This is a genomic window from Streptomyces sp. NPDC057963 (genome assembly GCF_042887155.1).
GTDB lineage: Bacteria > Actinomycetota > Actinomycetes > Streptomycetales > Streptomycetaceae > Streptomyces.
The window spans coordinates 350,900-365,740 of sequence record NZ_JBHVPX010000001.1; the positions used below are offsets into that span (position 1 = coordinate 350,900).

The 14,841-nt window shown below is 69.7% G+C and carries 14 protein-coding genes; 2 read left to right on the top strand and 12 right to left on the bottom strand.

What is annotated here, in order from left to right:
* Positions 1 to 4 precede the first annotated feature (4 nt).
* Genes nuoK through ACFVT1_RS01700 form a run of 11 tightly spaced genes read right to left on the bottom strand, consistent with a single transcriptional unit; the run spans position 5 to position 10,887 of the window.
* A complete protein-coding gene (gene nuoK / locus ACFVT1_RS01650) occupies positions 5 to 304 on the bottom strand; it encodes an NADH-quinone oxidoreductase subunit NuoK (protein WP_093543641.1) in 300 nt (99 codons plus the stop codon).
* Positions 301 to 1,128: an NADH-quinone oxidoreductase subunit J gene (locus ACFVT1_RS01655; protein WP_389791506.1), complete on the bottom strand. Its 828-nt coding sequence runs from the start codon at positions 1,126 to 1,128 to the stop codon at positions 301 to 303. The genes nuoK and ACFVT1_RS01655 overlap by 4 nt, the downstream gene beginning before the upstream one ends.
* Positions 1,125 to 1,772 (bottom strand): NADH-quinone oxidoreductase subunit NuoI, encoded by a 648-nt coding sequence (gene nuoI, locus ACFVT1_RS01660; protein ID WP_389791508.1) that lies wholly within the window; start codon positions 1,770 to 1,772, stop codon positions 1,125 to 1,127. Before nuoI ends, ACFVT1_RS01655 begins: the two co-directional genes overlap by 4 nt.
* Positions 1,765 to 3,165 (bottom strand): NADH-quinone oxidoreductase subunit NuoH, encoded by a 1,401-nt coding sequence (gene nuoH / locus ACFVT1_RS01665; RefSeq protein WP_389791510.1) that lies wholly within the window; start codon positions 3,163 to 3,165, stop codon positions 1,765 to 1,767. Before nuoH ends, nuoI begins: the two co-directional genes overlap by 8 nt.
* Positions 3,162 to 5,693, bottom strand: a complete 2,532-nt coding sequence (locus ACFVT1_RS01670; protein WP_389791512.1) for an NADH-quinone oxidoreductase subunit G — start codon at positions 5,691 to 5,693, stop codon at positions 3,162 to 3,164. The genes nuoH and ACFVT1_RS01670 overlap by 4 nt, the downstream gene beginning before the upstream one ends.
* The gene (gene nuoF / locus ACFVT1_RS01675; protein WP_389791514.1) at positions 5,690 to 7,063 is read right to left on the bottom strand and encodes an NADH-quinone oxidoreductase subunit NuoF; all 1,374 of its coding nucleotides are present in this window, start codon (positions 7,061 to 7,063) and stop codon (positions 5,690 to 5,692) included. Before nuoF ends, ACFVT1_RS01670 begins: the two co-directional genes overlap by 4 nt.
* Complete coding sequence (gene nuoE / locus ACFVT1_RS01680; RefSeq protein ID WP_389792218.1) at positions 7,060 to 7,881, bottom strand: NADH-quinone oxidoreductase subunit NuoE; 822 nt, start codon at positions 7,879 to 7,881, stop codon at positions 7,060 to 7,062. Before nuoE ends, nuoF begins: the two co-directional genes overlap by 4 nt.
* Positions 7,882 to 7,910: 29 nt before the next feature.
* Entirely contained in the window at positions 7,911 to 9,233 is a 1,323-nt protein-coding gene (locus tag ACFVT1_RS01685; RefSeq protein WP_389791516.1) for an NADH-quinone oxidoreductase subunit D, read from the bottom strand.
* Entirely contained in the window at positions 9,233 to 9,958 is a 726-nt protein-coding gene (locus tag ACFVT1_RS01690; RefSeq protein ID WP_389791518.1) for an NADH-quinone oxidoreductase subunit C, read from the bottom strand. The genes ACFVT1_RS01685 and ACFVT1_RS01690 overlap by 1 nt, the downstream gene beginning before the upstream one ends.
* The gene (locus ACFVT1_RS01695) at positions 9,955 to 10,509 is read right to left on the bottom strand and encodes an NADH-quinone oxidoreductase subunit B family protein (protein ID WP_189546875.1); all 555 of its coding nucleotides are present in this window, start codon (positions 10,507 to 10,509) and stop codon (positions 9,955 to 9,957) included. The genes ACFVT1_RS01690 and ACFVT1_RS01695 overlap by 4 nt, the downstream gene beginning before the upstream one ends.
* Before the next feature lie 18 nt (positions 10,510 to 10,527).
* The gene (locus ACFVT1_RS01700) at positions 10,528 to 10,887 is read right to left on the bottom strand and encodes an NADH-quinone oxidoreductase subunit A (protein WP_003992243.1); all 360 of its coding nucleotides are present in this window, start codon (positions 10,885 to 10,887) and stop codon (positions 10,528 to 10,530) included.
* Between the two features lie 1,101 nt (positions 10,888 to 11,988).
* On the opposite strand from ACFVT1_RS01700, the gene ACFVT1_RS01705 reads away from it, so the two are divergent.
* Both ACFVT1_RS01705 and ACFVT1_RS01710 read left to right on the top strand, forming a co-directional pair.
* Positions 11,989 to 12,834, top strand: a complete 846-nt coding sequence (locus ACFVT1_RS01705; protein ID WP_389791520.1) for a C40 family peptidase — start codon at positions 11,989 to 11,991, stop codon at positions 12,832 to 12,834.
* Positions 12,835 to 13,099: 265 nt separating this feature from the next.
* Complete coding sequence (locus tag ACFVT1_RS01710) at positions 13,100 to 14,335, top strand: MFS transporter (protein ID WP_389791522.1); 1,236 nt, start codon at positions 13,100 to 13,102, stop codon at positions 14,333 to 14,335.
* Here ACFVT1_RS01710 and ACFVT1_RS01715 read toward each other — a convergent pair.
* Positions 14,319 to 14,765, bottom strand: a complete 447-nt coding sequence (locus ACFVT1_RS01715; protein WP_389791524.1) for an ATP-binding protein — start codon at positions 14,763 to 14,765, stop codon at positions 14,319 to 14,321. The two genes, ACFVT1_RS01710 and ACFVT1_RS01715, sit on opposite strands and share 17 nt — an antisense overlap.
* Positions 14,766 to 14,841 lie beyond the last annotated feature (76 nt).

A 14,841-nucleotide genomic window follows, 5' to 3' on the forward strand; every position in this document is an offset into this window, starting at 1 on the left:
CCCCTTACAGCTTCATCAGGCTGGCGTCGTCGACCGAGGCCGAGTGGCGGGAACGGAACACCGACACGATGATCGCGAGTCCGACCACGACCTCGGCGGCGGCGACGACCATCGTGAAGAAGGCGATGATCTGCCCGTCGAGATTGCCGTGCATCCGGGAGAAGGTCACGAACGCGAGGTTGCAGGCGTTGAGCATCAGCTCCACGCACATGAACACCACGATCGCGTTCCGCCGGATCAGCACCCCGGCCGCACCGATGGTGAACAACAGGGCGGCGAGGTAGAGGTAGTTGACCGGGTTCACTTGGCGGCCTCCTCATCTTCGTTGTCACGGCCGAGGCGCTCCTCGGAGCGCTGCTCCAGCGCCTTGAGCTGGTCCAGCGACTCCTTCGACACGTCGCGGATCTGACCGCGGCCGCGCAGCGTCCGCATGACGGTGAGCTCGGACGGTGTGCCGTCCGGAAGCAGGCCCGGGATGTCCACGGCGTTGTGCCGGGCGTAGACGCCGGGGGCGGGCAGCGGCGGCAGCTGCTTGCCGCGTACGCGCTCCTCGGACATCTCCCGCTGGGTCTTCGCCCGTTCGGTGCGCTCCTTGTGGGTGAGCACCATCGCGCCGACCGTCGCCGTGATCAGCAGGGCGCCGGTGATCTCGAAGGCGAAGACGTACTTGGTGAAGATGAGGCTGGCCAGCCCCTCGATGTTCCCGCCGTGCTCGGCGTTGGCGGTGCCGAGCCCGTTGAAGCTGTTCAGCGAGGCGTTGCCGATGCCGGCGATCAGCAGGACGCCGAAGCCGGTCCCGCACCCCGCGGCCAGCCAGCGCTGGCCCTTGAGGGTCTCCTTCAGCGAGTCGGCCGCCGTGACACCGACGAGCATGACCACGAAGAGGAACAGCATCATGATCGCGCCGGTGTAGACGACGATCTGGACGACGCCCAGGAAGTAGGCGCCGTTGGCGAGGTAGAACACCGCCAGGACGATCATGGTCCCGGCGAGGCTCAGCGCACTGTGCACGGCCTTCTTCATCAGTACGGTGGACAGCGCGCCGAGCACGGCGACGGTGCCCAGCAGCCAGAACTGGACGGCCTCGCCGGTCGAGGTCTGGGAGGCCGCCGCGGCCAGGCCGGTCATGCGTCCACCTCCCGCGCCGAGCCGTTGTTCTCGCTGCCGCCGTTGCTCCGGCCGTCGCCGTCCGCCGGCTTCTCGCCCTTGGAGGCCGCGACCTGACGCTCCGTACCGGGCGCGGCCTCGGTGACCAGACCCCGGTAGTAGTCCTGTTCGTCCATCCCGGGATAGATCGCGTGCGGGGAGTCGACCATGCCCTCCTCCAGGCCCGCGAGCAGCTCGTCCTTGGTGTAGATGAGGCTCTCGCGGGTGGTGTTGGCGAGCTCGAACTCATTGGTCATCGTCAGCGCCCGGGTCGGGCACGCCTCGATGCACAGACCGCAGAGAATGCAGCGCGCGTAGTTGATCTGGTAGACGCGGCCGTAGCGCTCACCCGGGGAGTAGCGCTCCTCGTCGGTGTTGTCCGCGCCCTCCACGTAGATCGCGTCCGCCGGACAGGCCCAGGCGCACAGCTCGCAGCCGACGCACTTCTCCAGGCCGTCCGGGTGGCGGTTGAGCTGATGCCGGCCGTGGAAGCGCGGCGCCGTCACCTTCCGCGTCTCCGGATACTGCTCGGTCAGCCGCTTCTTGAACATGGCCTTGAAGGTCACGCCGAAGCCGGCGACAGGGTTCTGGAACTTCTCGCCCGAGGGCTCTGATGACTCAGACACCGTCAGCCTCCTTCCCGTCACTCGAATTTCCGTCACTCTGAGTATCCGACCCGCCACTGACAATGAGCTCCCGCTCGCCCCGCGGCCTGCGGCGCGGCACCGGCGGCAGGGTCTGTCCGGGCAGCGGCGGCACCGGGAATCCGCCCGCCATCGGGTCGAACTCCGGCTCCGGTCCCGCTTCCGCCTCCGCGGCCCGGCCCTTCTTGTCGCGGAAGACGTCGGCGACGAAGGAGATCAGCAGGACCGCGATCACGGCCCCGGCCACGTACAGCACGATCTTCGTGAAGTCGTACCCCTCGTTGCGCAGCGCCCGCACCGTCGCGACCAGCATCAGCCAGAGCAGGGAGACCGGGATCAGGACCTTCCAGCCGAGCTTCATCAGCTGGTCGTAGCGGACCCGGGGCAGCGTGCCGCGCAGCCAGATGAAGAAGAACAGCAGCAGCTGGACCTTGATGACGAACCAGAGCATCGGCCACCAGCCGTGGTTCGCGCCCTCCCAGAAGGTGCTGATCGGCCACGGGGCCCGCCAGCCGCCCAGGAACAGGGTCGTGGAGACCGCGGAGACGGTGACCATGTTGACGTACTCGGCGAGCATGAACATCGCGAACTTGATCGACGAGTACTCGGTGTTGAAGCCGCCGACCAGGTCGCCCTCGGACTCCGGCATGTCGAACGGGGCCCGGTTGGTCTCGCCGACCATGGTGACGATGTAGATGATGAAGGAGACCGGCAGCAGGAGGATGAACCAGCGGTCCTGCTGCGCCTCCACGATCTTCGAGGTCGACATCGACCCGGAGTAGAGGAAGACCGAGGCGAACGCGGCGCCCATCGCGATCTCGTACGAGATCATCTGGGCGCAGGAGCGCAGACCGCCGAGGAGCGGGTACGTCGATCCGGACGACCAGCCCGCCAGCACGATGCCGTAGATCCCGACCGAGGCGACCGCGAGGACGTAGAGCATCGCGATCGGAAGATCGGTGAGCTGCATCGCCGTACGGTGCCCGAAGACCGAGACCTCGTCGGACGGGCCGAACGGGATCACCGCGATCGCCATGAACGCCGGAATGGCGGCGACGATCGGTGCGAGCACGTACACGACCTTGTCGGCGCGCTTGACGACGACGTCTTCCTTCAGCATCAGCTTGATGCCGTCGGCGAGGGACTGGAGCATGCCCCAGGGGCCGTGCCGGTTGGGCCCGATGCGCAGCTGCATCCAGGCGACGACCTTGCGCTCCCACACGATGGAGAAGAGCACGGTCACCATCAGGAACGCGAAGCAGAACACCGCCTTGATGACGACGAGCCACCACGGGTCGGTGCCGAACATCGACAGATCCTCGGCGGCGAGTACGGCGCTGTGCGGTGCCGCGGCCAGTTGAGCGAAGGCAGTCACGCCCCCACCTCCGGTGTGATGTCGGGAGTGCCCGGTCCGGCGGGGCCGATCCGGACCAGACCGCCGGGCCGGGCGCCGGTGTCGGCCGGGACGCCCCGCCCGACGGAGTTCAGCGGCACCCAGACCACCCGGTCCGGCATGTCGGTGACCTGCAACGGGAGTTCGACGCTGCCCGCCGGGCCGGTGACGGCCAGCAGGTCGCCGTCCTTCACACCCGTCTCGGCCGCGGTGGCGGCGGAGAGCCGGGCGACCGCGGCGTGCCGGGTACCGGCCAGCGCGTCGTCGCCCTCCTGGAGCCGGCCCAGGTCGAGCAGCATCCGGTGGCCGGCGAGGACCGCCTCGCCGTCGCCGGGCCGGGGCAGCGGCCGCGCCGGCTCGTCCGGGTCGCCGGCGTGCGCCCCGGCCCAGCCGCCGAGCCGGTCCAGCTCACGGCGTACGGACTTCAGGTCCGGCAGCGCGAATCGGCCGGGTCCGTCAGTGCCTGCGGCGCCGGCCAGCGCGTCGGCCAGCATGTGCAGCACCCGCGCGTCGGCCGGCGCGAGCGTGCGCGTCATCTGCTCGGGCTTCAGCGCCGCCTCGAACATCCGCGCCCGGCCCTCCCAGTTGAGGAAGGTCCCGGCCTTCTCGGCCACCGCGGCGACCGGGAAGACCACATCGGCCCGCTCGGTCACCTCGCTGGGCCGAAGCTCCAGCGACACCAGGAACCCGACCCGGTCCAGGGCCTCCAGGGCCCGTGCCGGGTCCGGCAGGTCCACCGGCTCGACCCCGGCGACGAGCAGCGCGCCCAGTTCACCGGTGGCGGCGGCCTCCAGGATCTGGCCGGTGTCGCGGCCGAAGCGGGACGGGAGTTCGGCGACGCCCCAGACGGCCGCCACCTCGTCCCTGGCCCGCGGATCGGTCGCCGGACGGCCGCCGGGCAGCAGCGACGGGAGCGCACCCGCCTCCACCGCACCGCGCTCGCCGGCCCGTCGCGGAATCCACACCAGGGTGGCCCCGGTCGCGGTCGCGGCCCGCACCGCGGCGGTCAGCCCGCCGGGCACGCCCGCCAGCCGCTCGCCGATCACGATCACGGCGCCCTCGCCGCGCAGCGCCTCGGCCGCCGCGGCTCCGTCGCCTTCGAGCCCGGCGCCGCCCGCGATCGCGTCCAGCCACTCGGTCTCGGTGCCGGGGGCGGCGGGGAGCAGCGTGCCGCCCGCCTTCTCCAGCCCGCGCGTGGCGTGCGAGGCGACGGCGAACGTGCGCTGCCCGTGGTTGCGGTTCGCCTTGCGCAGCCGCAGGAAGACGCCGGGCGCCTCCTCCTCCGACTCGAACCCGGCCAGCAGCACCGCCGGGGCCTTCTCCAGCGAGGTGTACGTGACCCCCGCGCCGTCCAGGTCCCGGCCGCGCCCGGCGACGCGGGCGGCCAGGAAGTCGGCCTCCTCACCGCTGTGCGTCCGGGCCCGGAAGTCGACGTCGTTGGTGCCCAGCACGACCCGGGCGAACTTGCTGTACGCGTACGCGTCCTCGACGGTCAGCCGCCCGCCCGTGAGGACACCCGCCCTGCCGCGTGCGGCCAGCAGACCTGCGGCCGCGGCGGCCAGCGCCTCGGGCCAGCTCGCCGGCTCCAGGACCCCGTCCGCGTTGCGCACCAGCGGAGTGGTGAGCCGGTCCCGCTGCTGCGCGTACCGGAAGGCGAAGCGGCCCTTGTCGCAGACCCACTCCTCGTTGACCTCGGGGTCGTTGGCGGCGAGCCGCCGCATGACCTTGCCGCGCCGGTGGTCGGTACGGGTCGCGCAGCCGCCCGCGCAGTGCTCGCACACCGACGGCGACGACACCAGGTCGAAGGGCCGGGAGCGGAACCGGTACGCCGCCGAGGTCAGCGCCCCGACCGGGCAGATCTGAATGGTGTTCCCGGAGAAGTACGACTCGAACGGGTCGCCCTCGCCCGTACCGACCTGCTGGAGCGCGCCGCGCTCGATCAGCTCGATCATCGGGTCGCCGGCCACCTGGTTGGAGAACCGGGTGCAGCGCGCGCACAGCACGCACCGCTCACGGTCCAGCAGCACCTGGGTGGAGATCGGTACGGGCTTCTCGTACGTGCGCTTCCTGCCGTCGAAGCGGGAGTCGGCGCCGCCGTGCGACATCGCCTGGTTCTGCAGTGGGCACTCGCCGCCCTTGTCGCAGACCGGGCAGTCCAGCGGGTGGTTGATGAGCAGCAGCTCCATCACACCCTTCTGCGCCTTCTCGGCGACGGGCGAGGTGAGCTGCGACCTCACCACCATGCCGTCGGTGCAGGTGATGGTGCAGGACGCCATCGGCTTGCGCTGGCCCTCGACCTCGACGATGCACTGCCGGCAGGCGCCGGCCGGGTCGAGGAGCGGGTGGTCGCAGAAGCGCGGGATCTCGATGCCGAGGAGTTCGGCGGCCCGGATGACCAGGGTGCCCTTGGGCACGCTGATCTCGATGCCGTCGATGGTCAGCGTGACCAGGTCCTCGGGCGGGATGGCCGCCTCGCCGCCCCCGGAGGGCGCACTCGTGGTGACTGTCATGCGTTCACCCCCTGGTGAGCGTTCTTGTCGTCGGCCCAGACGGTCGACCTGGCGGGATCGAAGGGGCAGCCCCGGCCCGTGATGTGCTGTTCGTACTCCTCGCGGAAGTACTTCAGCGAGGAGAAGATCGGCGAGGCGGCGCCGTCGCCGAGGGCGCAGAAGGACTTGCCGTTGATGTTGTCGGCGATGTCGTTCAGCTTGTCGAGGTCGGCCATCTGCCCCTTTCCGGCCTCGATGTCGCGGAGCAACTGCACCAGCCAGTAGGTGCCTTCGCGGCACGGTGTGCACTTGCCGCAGGACTCGTGGGCGTAGAACTCGGTCCAGCGGGTGACGGCCCGCACGACGCAGGTCGTCTCGTCGAAGCACTGGAGCGCCTTGGTGCCGAGCATGGAACCGGCGGCGCCGACGCCCTCGTAGTCGAGCGGCACGTCGAGGTGCTCGTCGGTGAACATCGGGGTCGAGGAGCCGCCCGGGGTCCAGAACTTCAGCCGGTGGCCGGGGCGCATGCCGCCGCTCATGTCGAGCAGCTGGCGCAGCGTGATGCCGAGCGGGGCCTCGTACTGGCCGGGGCTCGCGACGTGCCCGCTGAGCGAATACAGCGTGAAGCCGGGGGACTTCTCGCTGCCCATCGACTTGAACCACTCCTTGCCCCGGTTCAGGATCGCGGGAACCGAGGCGATGGACTCGACGTTGTTCACCACAGTGGGGCAGGCGTACAGACCGGCGACCGCGGGGAAGGGGGGTCGCAGCCGGGGCTGGCCGCGTCGCCCTTCGAGCGAGTCGAGCAGTGCGGTCTCCTCACCGCAGATGTACGCGCCCGCGCCCGCGTGCACGACGAGTTCCAGGTCGAGCCCCGAGCCCAGGATGTTCTTCCCGAGGAAGCCCGCCTCGTACGCCTCGCGCACCGCCTCGTGCAACCGCCGCAGTACGGGGACGACTTCGCCCCGCAGATAGATGAACGCGTGCGAGGACCGGATCGCGTAGCAGGCGATCACGATGCCCTCGATGAGGGAGTGCGGGTTGGCGAAGAGGAGCGGGATGTCCTTGCAGGTCCCGGGCTCCGACTCGTCGGCGTTGACCACCAGGTAGTGCGGTTTGCCGTCGCCCTGGGGAATGAACTGCCACTTCATCCCGGTGGGGAAGCCCGCGCCGCCGCGGCCGCGCAGACCGGAGTCCTTGACGTAGGCGATGAGGTCGTCCGGGGACATGGCGAGGGCCTTGCGCAGCCCCTCGTACCCCTCGTGGCGCCGGTACGTCTCCAGGGTCCAGGATTCCGGCTCGTCCCAGAAGGCGGAGAGGACGGGGGCGAGCAGCTTCTCGGGGCTGCTCCCGTTCCCGTTGCCGTTGATCTCGGCGGCCAAGGTCATCACTCCCCCTCCTCTGCGGCGGGACCGGCCGGGTGGTCCGGGTCGGAGGCCGATGTCTGCTGCGGTGCGTCGTGCGGGCCGAGGTCCTCGGACGGCGACGGTTCGTGGGGCTGGTCGCCGCGCGGGCTCTCGCCGCGGGGGGCGACGACGCGCGGGTGCGGCTCCTCCCCCCTGGCGATCCGGAGGCCGATCAGCGAGGCGGCGCCCGCGCCGCCGGACGCCTCGACGGCGCCGGGGCGCTCGTCGGGGAAGCCGGCCAGGATCCGGGACGTCTCCTTGTACGAGCACAGGGGCGCGCCGCGGGTGGGCTCGACGGTGCGCCCGGCGATCAGGTCGTCGACCAGGCGCGTCGCGCTCTCGGGGGTCTGGTTGTCGAAGAACTCCCAGTTGACCATCACCACGGGAGCGAAGTCGCAGGCCGCGTTGCACTCGATGTGTTCGAGGGTGACCTTGCCGTCCTTGGTGGTCTCGTCGTTGCCGACGCCGAGGTGCTCCTTGAGCCGGTCGAGGATCGCGTCGCCGCCCATCACCGCGCACAGGGTGTTGGTGCAGACGCCGACCTGGTACTCGCCGCTCGGCTTGCGCCGGTACATCGTGTAGAAAGTGGCCACCGCGGTGACCTCGGCGGTGGTGAGGCCGAGCAGCTCGGCGCAGAACGCCATGCCGGTGCGGGAGACGTAGCCCTCCTCGGACTGCACCAGGTGCAGCAGCGGCAGGAGCGCGGAGCGGCTTCCGGGGTAGCGGGCGATCACCTCCTTCGCGTCCGCTTCGAGCCTGGCGCGCACCTCGGCCGGGTAGGCGGGGGCGGGGAGCTGCGGCATCCCCAGACTGACTTCCTGACGTGCTTCGGTCACCGGTCGACGCCTCCCATCACGGGGTCGATGGACGCGACGGCGACGATGACGTCGGCGACCTGGCCGCCCTCGCACATCGCCGCCATGGCCTGCAGATTGGTGAAGGACGGGTCGCGGAAGTGGACCCGGTAGGGGCGGGTGCCGCCGTCCGACACGACGTGGACGCCGAGCTCTCCCTTGGGCGACTCGACCGCGGTGTACACCTGTCCGGCCGGGACCCGGAAGCCCTCGGTCACCAGCTTGAAGTGGTGGATCAGGGCCTCCATGGAGGTGCCCATGATCTTCTTGATGTGGTCGAGCGAGTTGCCGAGCCCGTCCGGGCCGAGCGCGAGCTGCGCCGGCCAGGCGATCTTCTTGTCGGCGACCATCACCGGTCCGGGGGCGAGCCGGTCGATGCACTGCTCGATGATCCGCAGCGACTGGCGCATCTCCTCCAGCCGGATGAGGAAGCGGCCGTAGGCGTCGCAGCTGTCGGCGGTGGGGACGTCGAACTCGTAGTTCTCGTATCCGCAGTAGGGGTCCGTCTTGCGCAGGTCGTGCGGGAGTCCGGCGGAGCGCAGGATCGGGCCGGTGGCGCCGAGCGCCATGCAGCCGGTCAGGTCGAGGTAGCCGACGTCCTGCATGCGGGCCTTGAAGATCGGGTTGCCGGTGGCGAGCTTGTCGTACTCCGGCAGGTTCTTCTTCATGGTCTTCACGAACTCGCGGAGCTGGTCGATCGCGCCGGGCGGCAGGTCCTGGGCGAGTCCGCCGGGCCGGATGAACGCGTGGTTCATCCGCAGGCCGGTGATCAGCTCGAAGAGGTCGAGAACGAGTTCACGATCGCGGAAGCCGTAGATCATGATCGTCGTGGCGCCGAGCTCCATGCCGCCGGTGGCGATGCACACCAGGTGCGAGGAGATCCGGTTGAGCTCCATCAGGAGCACGCGCAGGACGGTCGCCCGGTCGGGGATCTGGTCCTCGATGCCGAGCAGCTTCTCGACGCCCAGGCAGTACGCCGCCTCGTTGAAGAACGGCGTCAGGTAGTCCATGCGCGTCACGAAGGTGGTGCCCTGGGTCCAGTTCCGGAATTCGAGGTTCTTCTCGATGCCGGTGTGGAGATAGCCGATGCCGCACCGGGCCTCGGTGACGGTCTCGCCGTCGATCTCCAGGATCAGCCGGAGCACCCCGTGCGTGGACGGGTGCTGGGGGCCCATGTTGACGATGATGCGTTCGTCGTCGGACTTGACCGCCGACTCGACGACCTCGTCCCAGTCGCCGCCGGTGACTGTATATACAGTCCCCTCGGTCGTCGCCCGAGGTGTTGCGTGGGGAGTAGTCATCAGGAGTACGACCTCCGCTGGTCCGGAGCCGGGATCTGGGCGCCCTTGTACTCGACGGCGATGCCGCCGAGCGGATAGTCCTTGCGCTGCGGGAAGCCCTGCCAGTCGTCCGGCATCATGATCCGGGTGAGGGCGGGGTGCCCGTCGAAGACGAGCCCGAAGAAGTCGTAGGCCTCGCGCTCGTGCCAGTCGTTGGTCGGGTAGATCTCGACGAGGGACGGGATGTGCGGATCGCTGTCCGGGGCCGAGACCTCCAGGCGGATCAGCCGGCCGTGCGTGAGCGAGCGCAGGTGGTAGACGGCGTGCAGCTCACGGCCCTTGTCGCCGAGGAAGTGGACGCCGCTCACCCCCGTACAGAGCTCGAAGCGCAGCGCCGGGTCGTCGCGCAGGGTCCGGGCGACCCGGACGAGGTGCTCGCGAGCGATGTGGAAGGTGAGTTCGCCGCGGTCGACGACGGCCTTCTCGATGGCGTTGACGGGAAGCAGGTCCTGTTCCTCCAGGGCCCCCTCCAGCTCGTCGGCCACCTCGTCGAACCAGCCGCCGTACGGGCGGGAGGTGGCGCCGGGCAGGGTCACCGTGCGGACGAGGCCGCCGTAACCGGAGGTGTCGCCGCCGTTGTTGGCGCCGAACATGCCCTTGCGTACGCCGACGACCTCGCCGGTCTCGTCGCGCGGCGCGGGCACGGCGTTGTTGTCCGTCTCGTCGTGCTTCGGGTTCTCACTCACCGCAGCAGCCCCTTCATCTCGATCAGGGGCAGTGCCTTGAGGGCCGCGTCCTCCGCCTCGCGGGCGGCCTCCTCCGCGTTGACCCCGAGCTTGGAGGTCTGGATCTTCTGGTGGAGCTTGAGGATCGCGTCCATCAGCATCTCGGGCCGCGGCGGGCAGCCCGGCAAATAAATATCAACCGGGACAATATGATCAACACCCTGAACAATGGCATAATTGTTGAACATTCCGCCCGATGATGCGCAAACCCCCATGGAGATCACCCACTTGGGGTTGGGCATCTGGTCGTAGACCTGCCGCAGGACGGGCGCCATCTTCTGGCTGACCCGCCCTGCCACGATCATCAGGTCCGCCTGCCGTGGCGATCCGCGGAAGACCTCCATGCCGAAACGGGCCAGGTCGTAGCGCCCGGCCCCGGTCGTCATCATTTCGATGGCGCAGCAGGCGAGGCCGAAGGTGGCCGGGAAGACGGAGGACTTCCGTACCCAGCCGGCGGCCTGCTCGACAGTGGTCAGCACGAAGCCGCTCGGCAGCTTCTCTTCGAGTCCCATGGTGTGCCCCTCAGCCCCTCAGTCCCATTCCAGGCCGCCGCGACGCCATACGTACGCGTAGGCGACGAAGACGGTGAGCACGAAGAGCAGCATCTCCACGAGCCCGAAGATCCCCAGGGCGTCGAAGGTGACCGCCCAGGGATAGAGGAAGACGATCTCGATGTCGAAGACGATGAAGAGCATCGCCGTCAGGTAGTACTTGATGGGAAAGCGGCCGCCTCCGGCCGGAGTCGGGGTGGGTTCGATACCGCACTCGTACGCTTCGAGCTTTGCTCGGTTGTACCGCTTCGGGCCGATAAGCGTGGCCATGACCACGGAGAAGATCGCAAACCCTGCCCCGAGGGCGCCGAGCACGAGGATGGGCGCGTAGGCATTCACGCTCCTCGCTCCTTCCAGTCGTCCTTGACCGTTGGACCGCATCGGGCGATTCGGCTCGCCACCCCACCAAGATCGTGCACATGTGAGGCAGTTCACAAGCCCGACTGCCCCGCATCCTATGCCCGCCGTCCTGTGATCTGCGACACGGGGTACGACAACGAGTTTGTGATCTCCACCACCAGGCGAAGGGCCACGAAGCCGTCTGAGCGGTGATCTTCGTACGCAAAGCGGCCGAGTGATCACGAGACGTGACATCTCATGCTGTCTTCGCTGGTCAAGGAGGTTTTCCTCTAACAATCAGATACCCGCAGAAGCAAATTGGCAATGGACGGTCGGCACGTGATATGGGGATCCGTCCCACTCTGGGCTCACCCCGACGAGGGTTCCGGGGGAGCGAAGTGGACGTGTGCACGTATTCACGATCTTCGGGACGAATGGCCGGGGTGAACGGGCAGGACGGATGCGCGGCCACCCGGGATCGGGGGCACTCGGGGCGCCGGGGGCGTCCGGGGTACCGGGGTGCCGGGGTGCCGGGGCTACCGGGGCCACCGGGGGCACTCGGGGTGCCAGGGCGCCGGGGCGTTCGGGTCGCCAGGGGCGTTCGGGGGATACCGGGTGCGCTCGGGGCGCCGGGGGCGCTCGGGACGCCGGGAGTACCCGGGCCCAGGGGCGCTCGGGATCCAGGGGCACCCGGGACGCCGGGCGCACTCGGAATCGGGAGCGTCGGAATCGAGGGCCTCGGAAATCGGGAGCCTCGGAATCGGGGCCCGGAATCAGGAGCCTCGGGGTACCGGGCGCACCCGCACCCCTCACGCCGCGGTCACGCCGCGCTCACGTCCCGATCTCGCTGTGACCTGCGTCACCCTGTCGCGGCTCCGACAAAAGCGGGCTTGGCCATCGGTGTGAGCGGATGGTAAGTGGCGGGCAATTCGGGCGTATTGCCGAAAGTCCGTGATCACAGCGTTGATCGACACTGCCCGGTTTGCCCGTTACGGCGTCAATAAGGGCCGCCGGAAAGCGGATTCACAGATTCCGTACGTAACTGTGTCGCAACACACGTTTCTTGATGGGAGCCCCGGAGCCCTGATAGCGCTAGTACTCATGTCCCACACCGCTCACATACCCAGCCACCGGAAGCCCCGCCGAAACGCGCCGAAGACGGCGCTGCGGGCCGGAGTTGCCGGTGGCGTCCTCAGCACCATCGCGGTCGCAGGCGCTGCCGGTCCGGCCCAGGCCGAGCCGGTGACCCAGACCATCGAGATGCCCACCATCACCTCCGGGCTCTCCACCGCCGTCGCCGCGTCCGCCCAGGCCACGCAGCAGGTCGCCCAGGACCTGCAGACGCAGGCCCAGGAGGACGCCGCAGCCGCCACCGCGGCCAAGGCCGCCAAGAAGGCCAAGGCCGAGGCGGTCCGCAAGGCAGAGGCCAAGAAGAAGGCGGAGGCCGCCGCCAAGAAGAAGGCGGAGGCCGCCGAGCGCGCTTCCCGCACCGCCGCCCGTACGACGCTCAGCGCGACCTCCGGTTCGACCGCGAGCACCACCGCCGCCTCGTCCTCGTCCTCGTCCTCCTCGTCCTCCTCGTCGAGCGCGACCGGCTCCGCCGCGTCCGTCATCGCCTTCGTGAAGGCCCAGGTCGGCGACGCCTACGTGCCCGGCGGCACCGGCCCCAACTCGTGGGACTGCTCCGGTCTCGTCCAGGGAGCCTTCCGTTCGGTCGGTATCGACCTGCCGCGCGTCTCGCAGGCCCAGTCCACCGCGGGCACCCAGGTCTCCCTGAGCAACCTCCAGCCGGGCGACATCCTCTACTGGGGCGGCGCGGGCAGCGCGTACCACGTCGGGGTGTACGTGGGCGGCGGCCAGTTCGTCGGTGCGCAGAACTCCAGCACCGGTGTGGTGCAGCGCCCGCTGTCCTACGACCCGCCGTCGGGCGCGGTCCGCGTTCTCTGATTCACAAGCACGCGTGAGCGCGCACAAGCACGCGTGAGCGCGCGCAGGCGCGCGTGAAGACGCCGAAGGGCCGTCGCTCCCCCGCTCGGGAGCGACGGCCCTTCGGCGTGCCCGCACCGCTCGGGGTCCCGGCCCGGATCCGCCGGAACACGACATCGGCGCGGCGGACATCGTTGACGTCGCGAACCTGCCGGACACCGTCCACCACTGCTTGTGAACTGGGGCGAACAACCCTCGCGTCACCGAGCACAGGACGGCACCCACCATGACCACCGCGGCCACCACCCCCTCCGATCGCACCGCACGCTCGCCCCGCACTCCCTTACGCGGTCGGCTCGCCGTGGTCTCCGTCATGCTGGGCATCTTCTCGATCGTCACCACCGAGATCCTGCCCATCGGCCTGCTGACCTCGATCGGCTCCGACTTCGCCGTCTCGGACGGCACGGCGGGCCTGATGTTGACCATGCCCGGACTCCTCGCAGCGGTCTGCGCGCCCCTGGTCACCGTCGCCACGGCGCGCGTCGACCGCCGGGTGATGCTCTGCGCGTTCATGCTCCTGCTGGCCCTGGCCGACTTCCTCACCGCCGCCGCCACGGACTACCGCCTCGTCCTGGTCGCCCGGGTGATGGTCGGGATCACCATCGGCGGCTTCTGGTCGATCGGGGCCGGACTCGCCGGACGGCTGGTCCGCCCGGCATCGGTGGGCAGAGCGACGGCGGTGATCTTCTCGGCGGTCCCGCTGGGCTCCGTACTCGGCGTCCCCGTCGGCACGTTCATCGGCGACCTGGCCGGCTGGCGGACGGCATTCGCGGTGGTCGGGGTGGTGACCGTGGCCGTTCTGGTCCTGATGCTCCTGGTGGTTCCGGCCCTGCCCCCGGCACAGGCCACCCGGGCGAGCGTGCTGCGTGCCGTGCTCGGCCGGAGCGGAACCCGGTTCGCACTGCTCCTCACCTTCCTCATCGTTCTGTCACACTTCGCCACGTATACGTACGTAACTCCCTTCCTGGAACAGGTCACTCATGCCGGCCCCGTACTGATCACGGTGTTCCTGCTGCTCTACGGTGCCGCCGGGATCGTCGGCAACTTCGTCGGCGGCGCACTCGTTTCGCGCCGGCCGCGCGCCGCGATCGCCCTCGCCGCCGGGCTGATCGCCGCCGCGACCGCGCTGCTCCCGGTCCTGGGCGAATGGCAGGCCGGAGCCGTCGCGCTGCTGATCGTCTGGGGCGTCGCCTACGGTGCGGTGCCGGTCTGCTCGCAGACCTGGTTCGCCAAGGCCGCGCCGGACGCACCCGAAGCGGCGTCCGTCCTCTTCACCGCGTCCTTCCAGGCGACACTCGCCCTCGGCGCCCTGACCGGCGGAGCCGTCCTCGACCACGTGTCCGTGTCGGCACTCATGCTCCTCGGCGCCGCGACGGCGACGCTCGTGGTGGGCGCGGCATGGGCGTACTCCGGCCCCGACAGGGCTCTGCCTTCTTCCGAAGACGTCATTCGACAAGCGTGAACCAGACGGATTTCACGTCCGGCCCGTGCGGCCCGCCGCTGATCGCCGATCCCCAGCGGGCGGCGAGGGCGTCCACGAGGACGAGCCCGCGCCCGTGTTCGTCCTGTTCCGGGTGCACGGCGTCCCGAGGGCTGGGCAGCGAGCCGGAATCGTCGTCCGTCACGTACACGGTCACCTGCCTGCGATTGACCGTGACGTCCACCCGGATCAACGGCGAACGCGTATGGCAGTGCGCGTTGGTGACGATCTCACTGACGCACAGGCGCGCGTCGTCCGCGAGGGCGGGGTGCTCGGTGACGTACAACAACGTCCCGACGAAGTCCCGCACGAGTCTGGGCGCGGTGCGGCTGTTCGGCGCGACGAGACGGTAGCGCTCCCCGCGCTGGGGGAGGTAGGGGGCCGGGGGCGGAGGGGCGGTTACGGGGGTCATGCCGAGGTCTCCCAACTCACGTGTCCGTGATCCCGGTCCGTGGCATCGGCCGCGTGTACGCGCGAGGCGCGTTCAA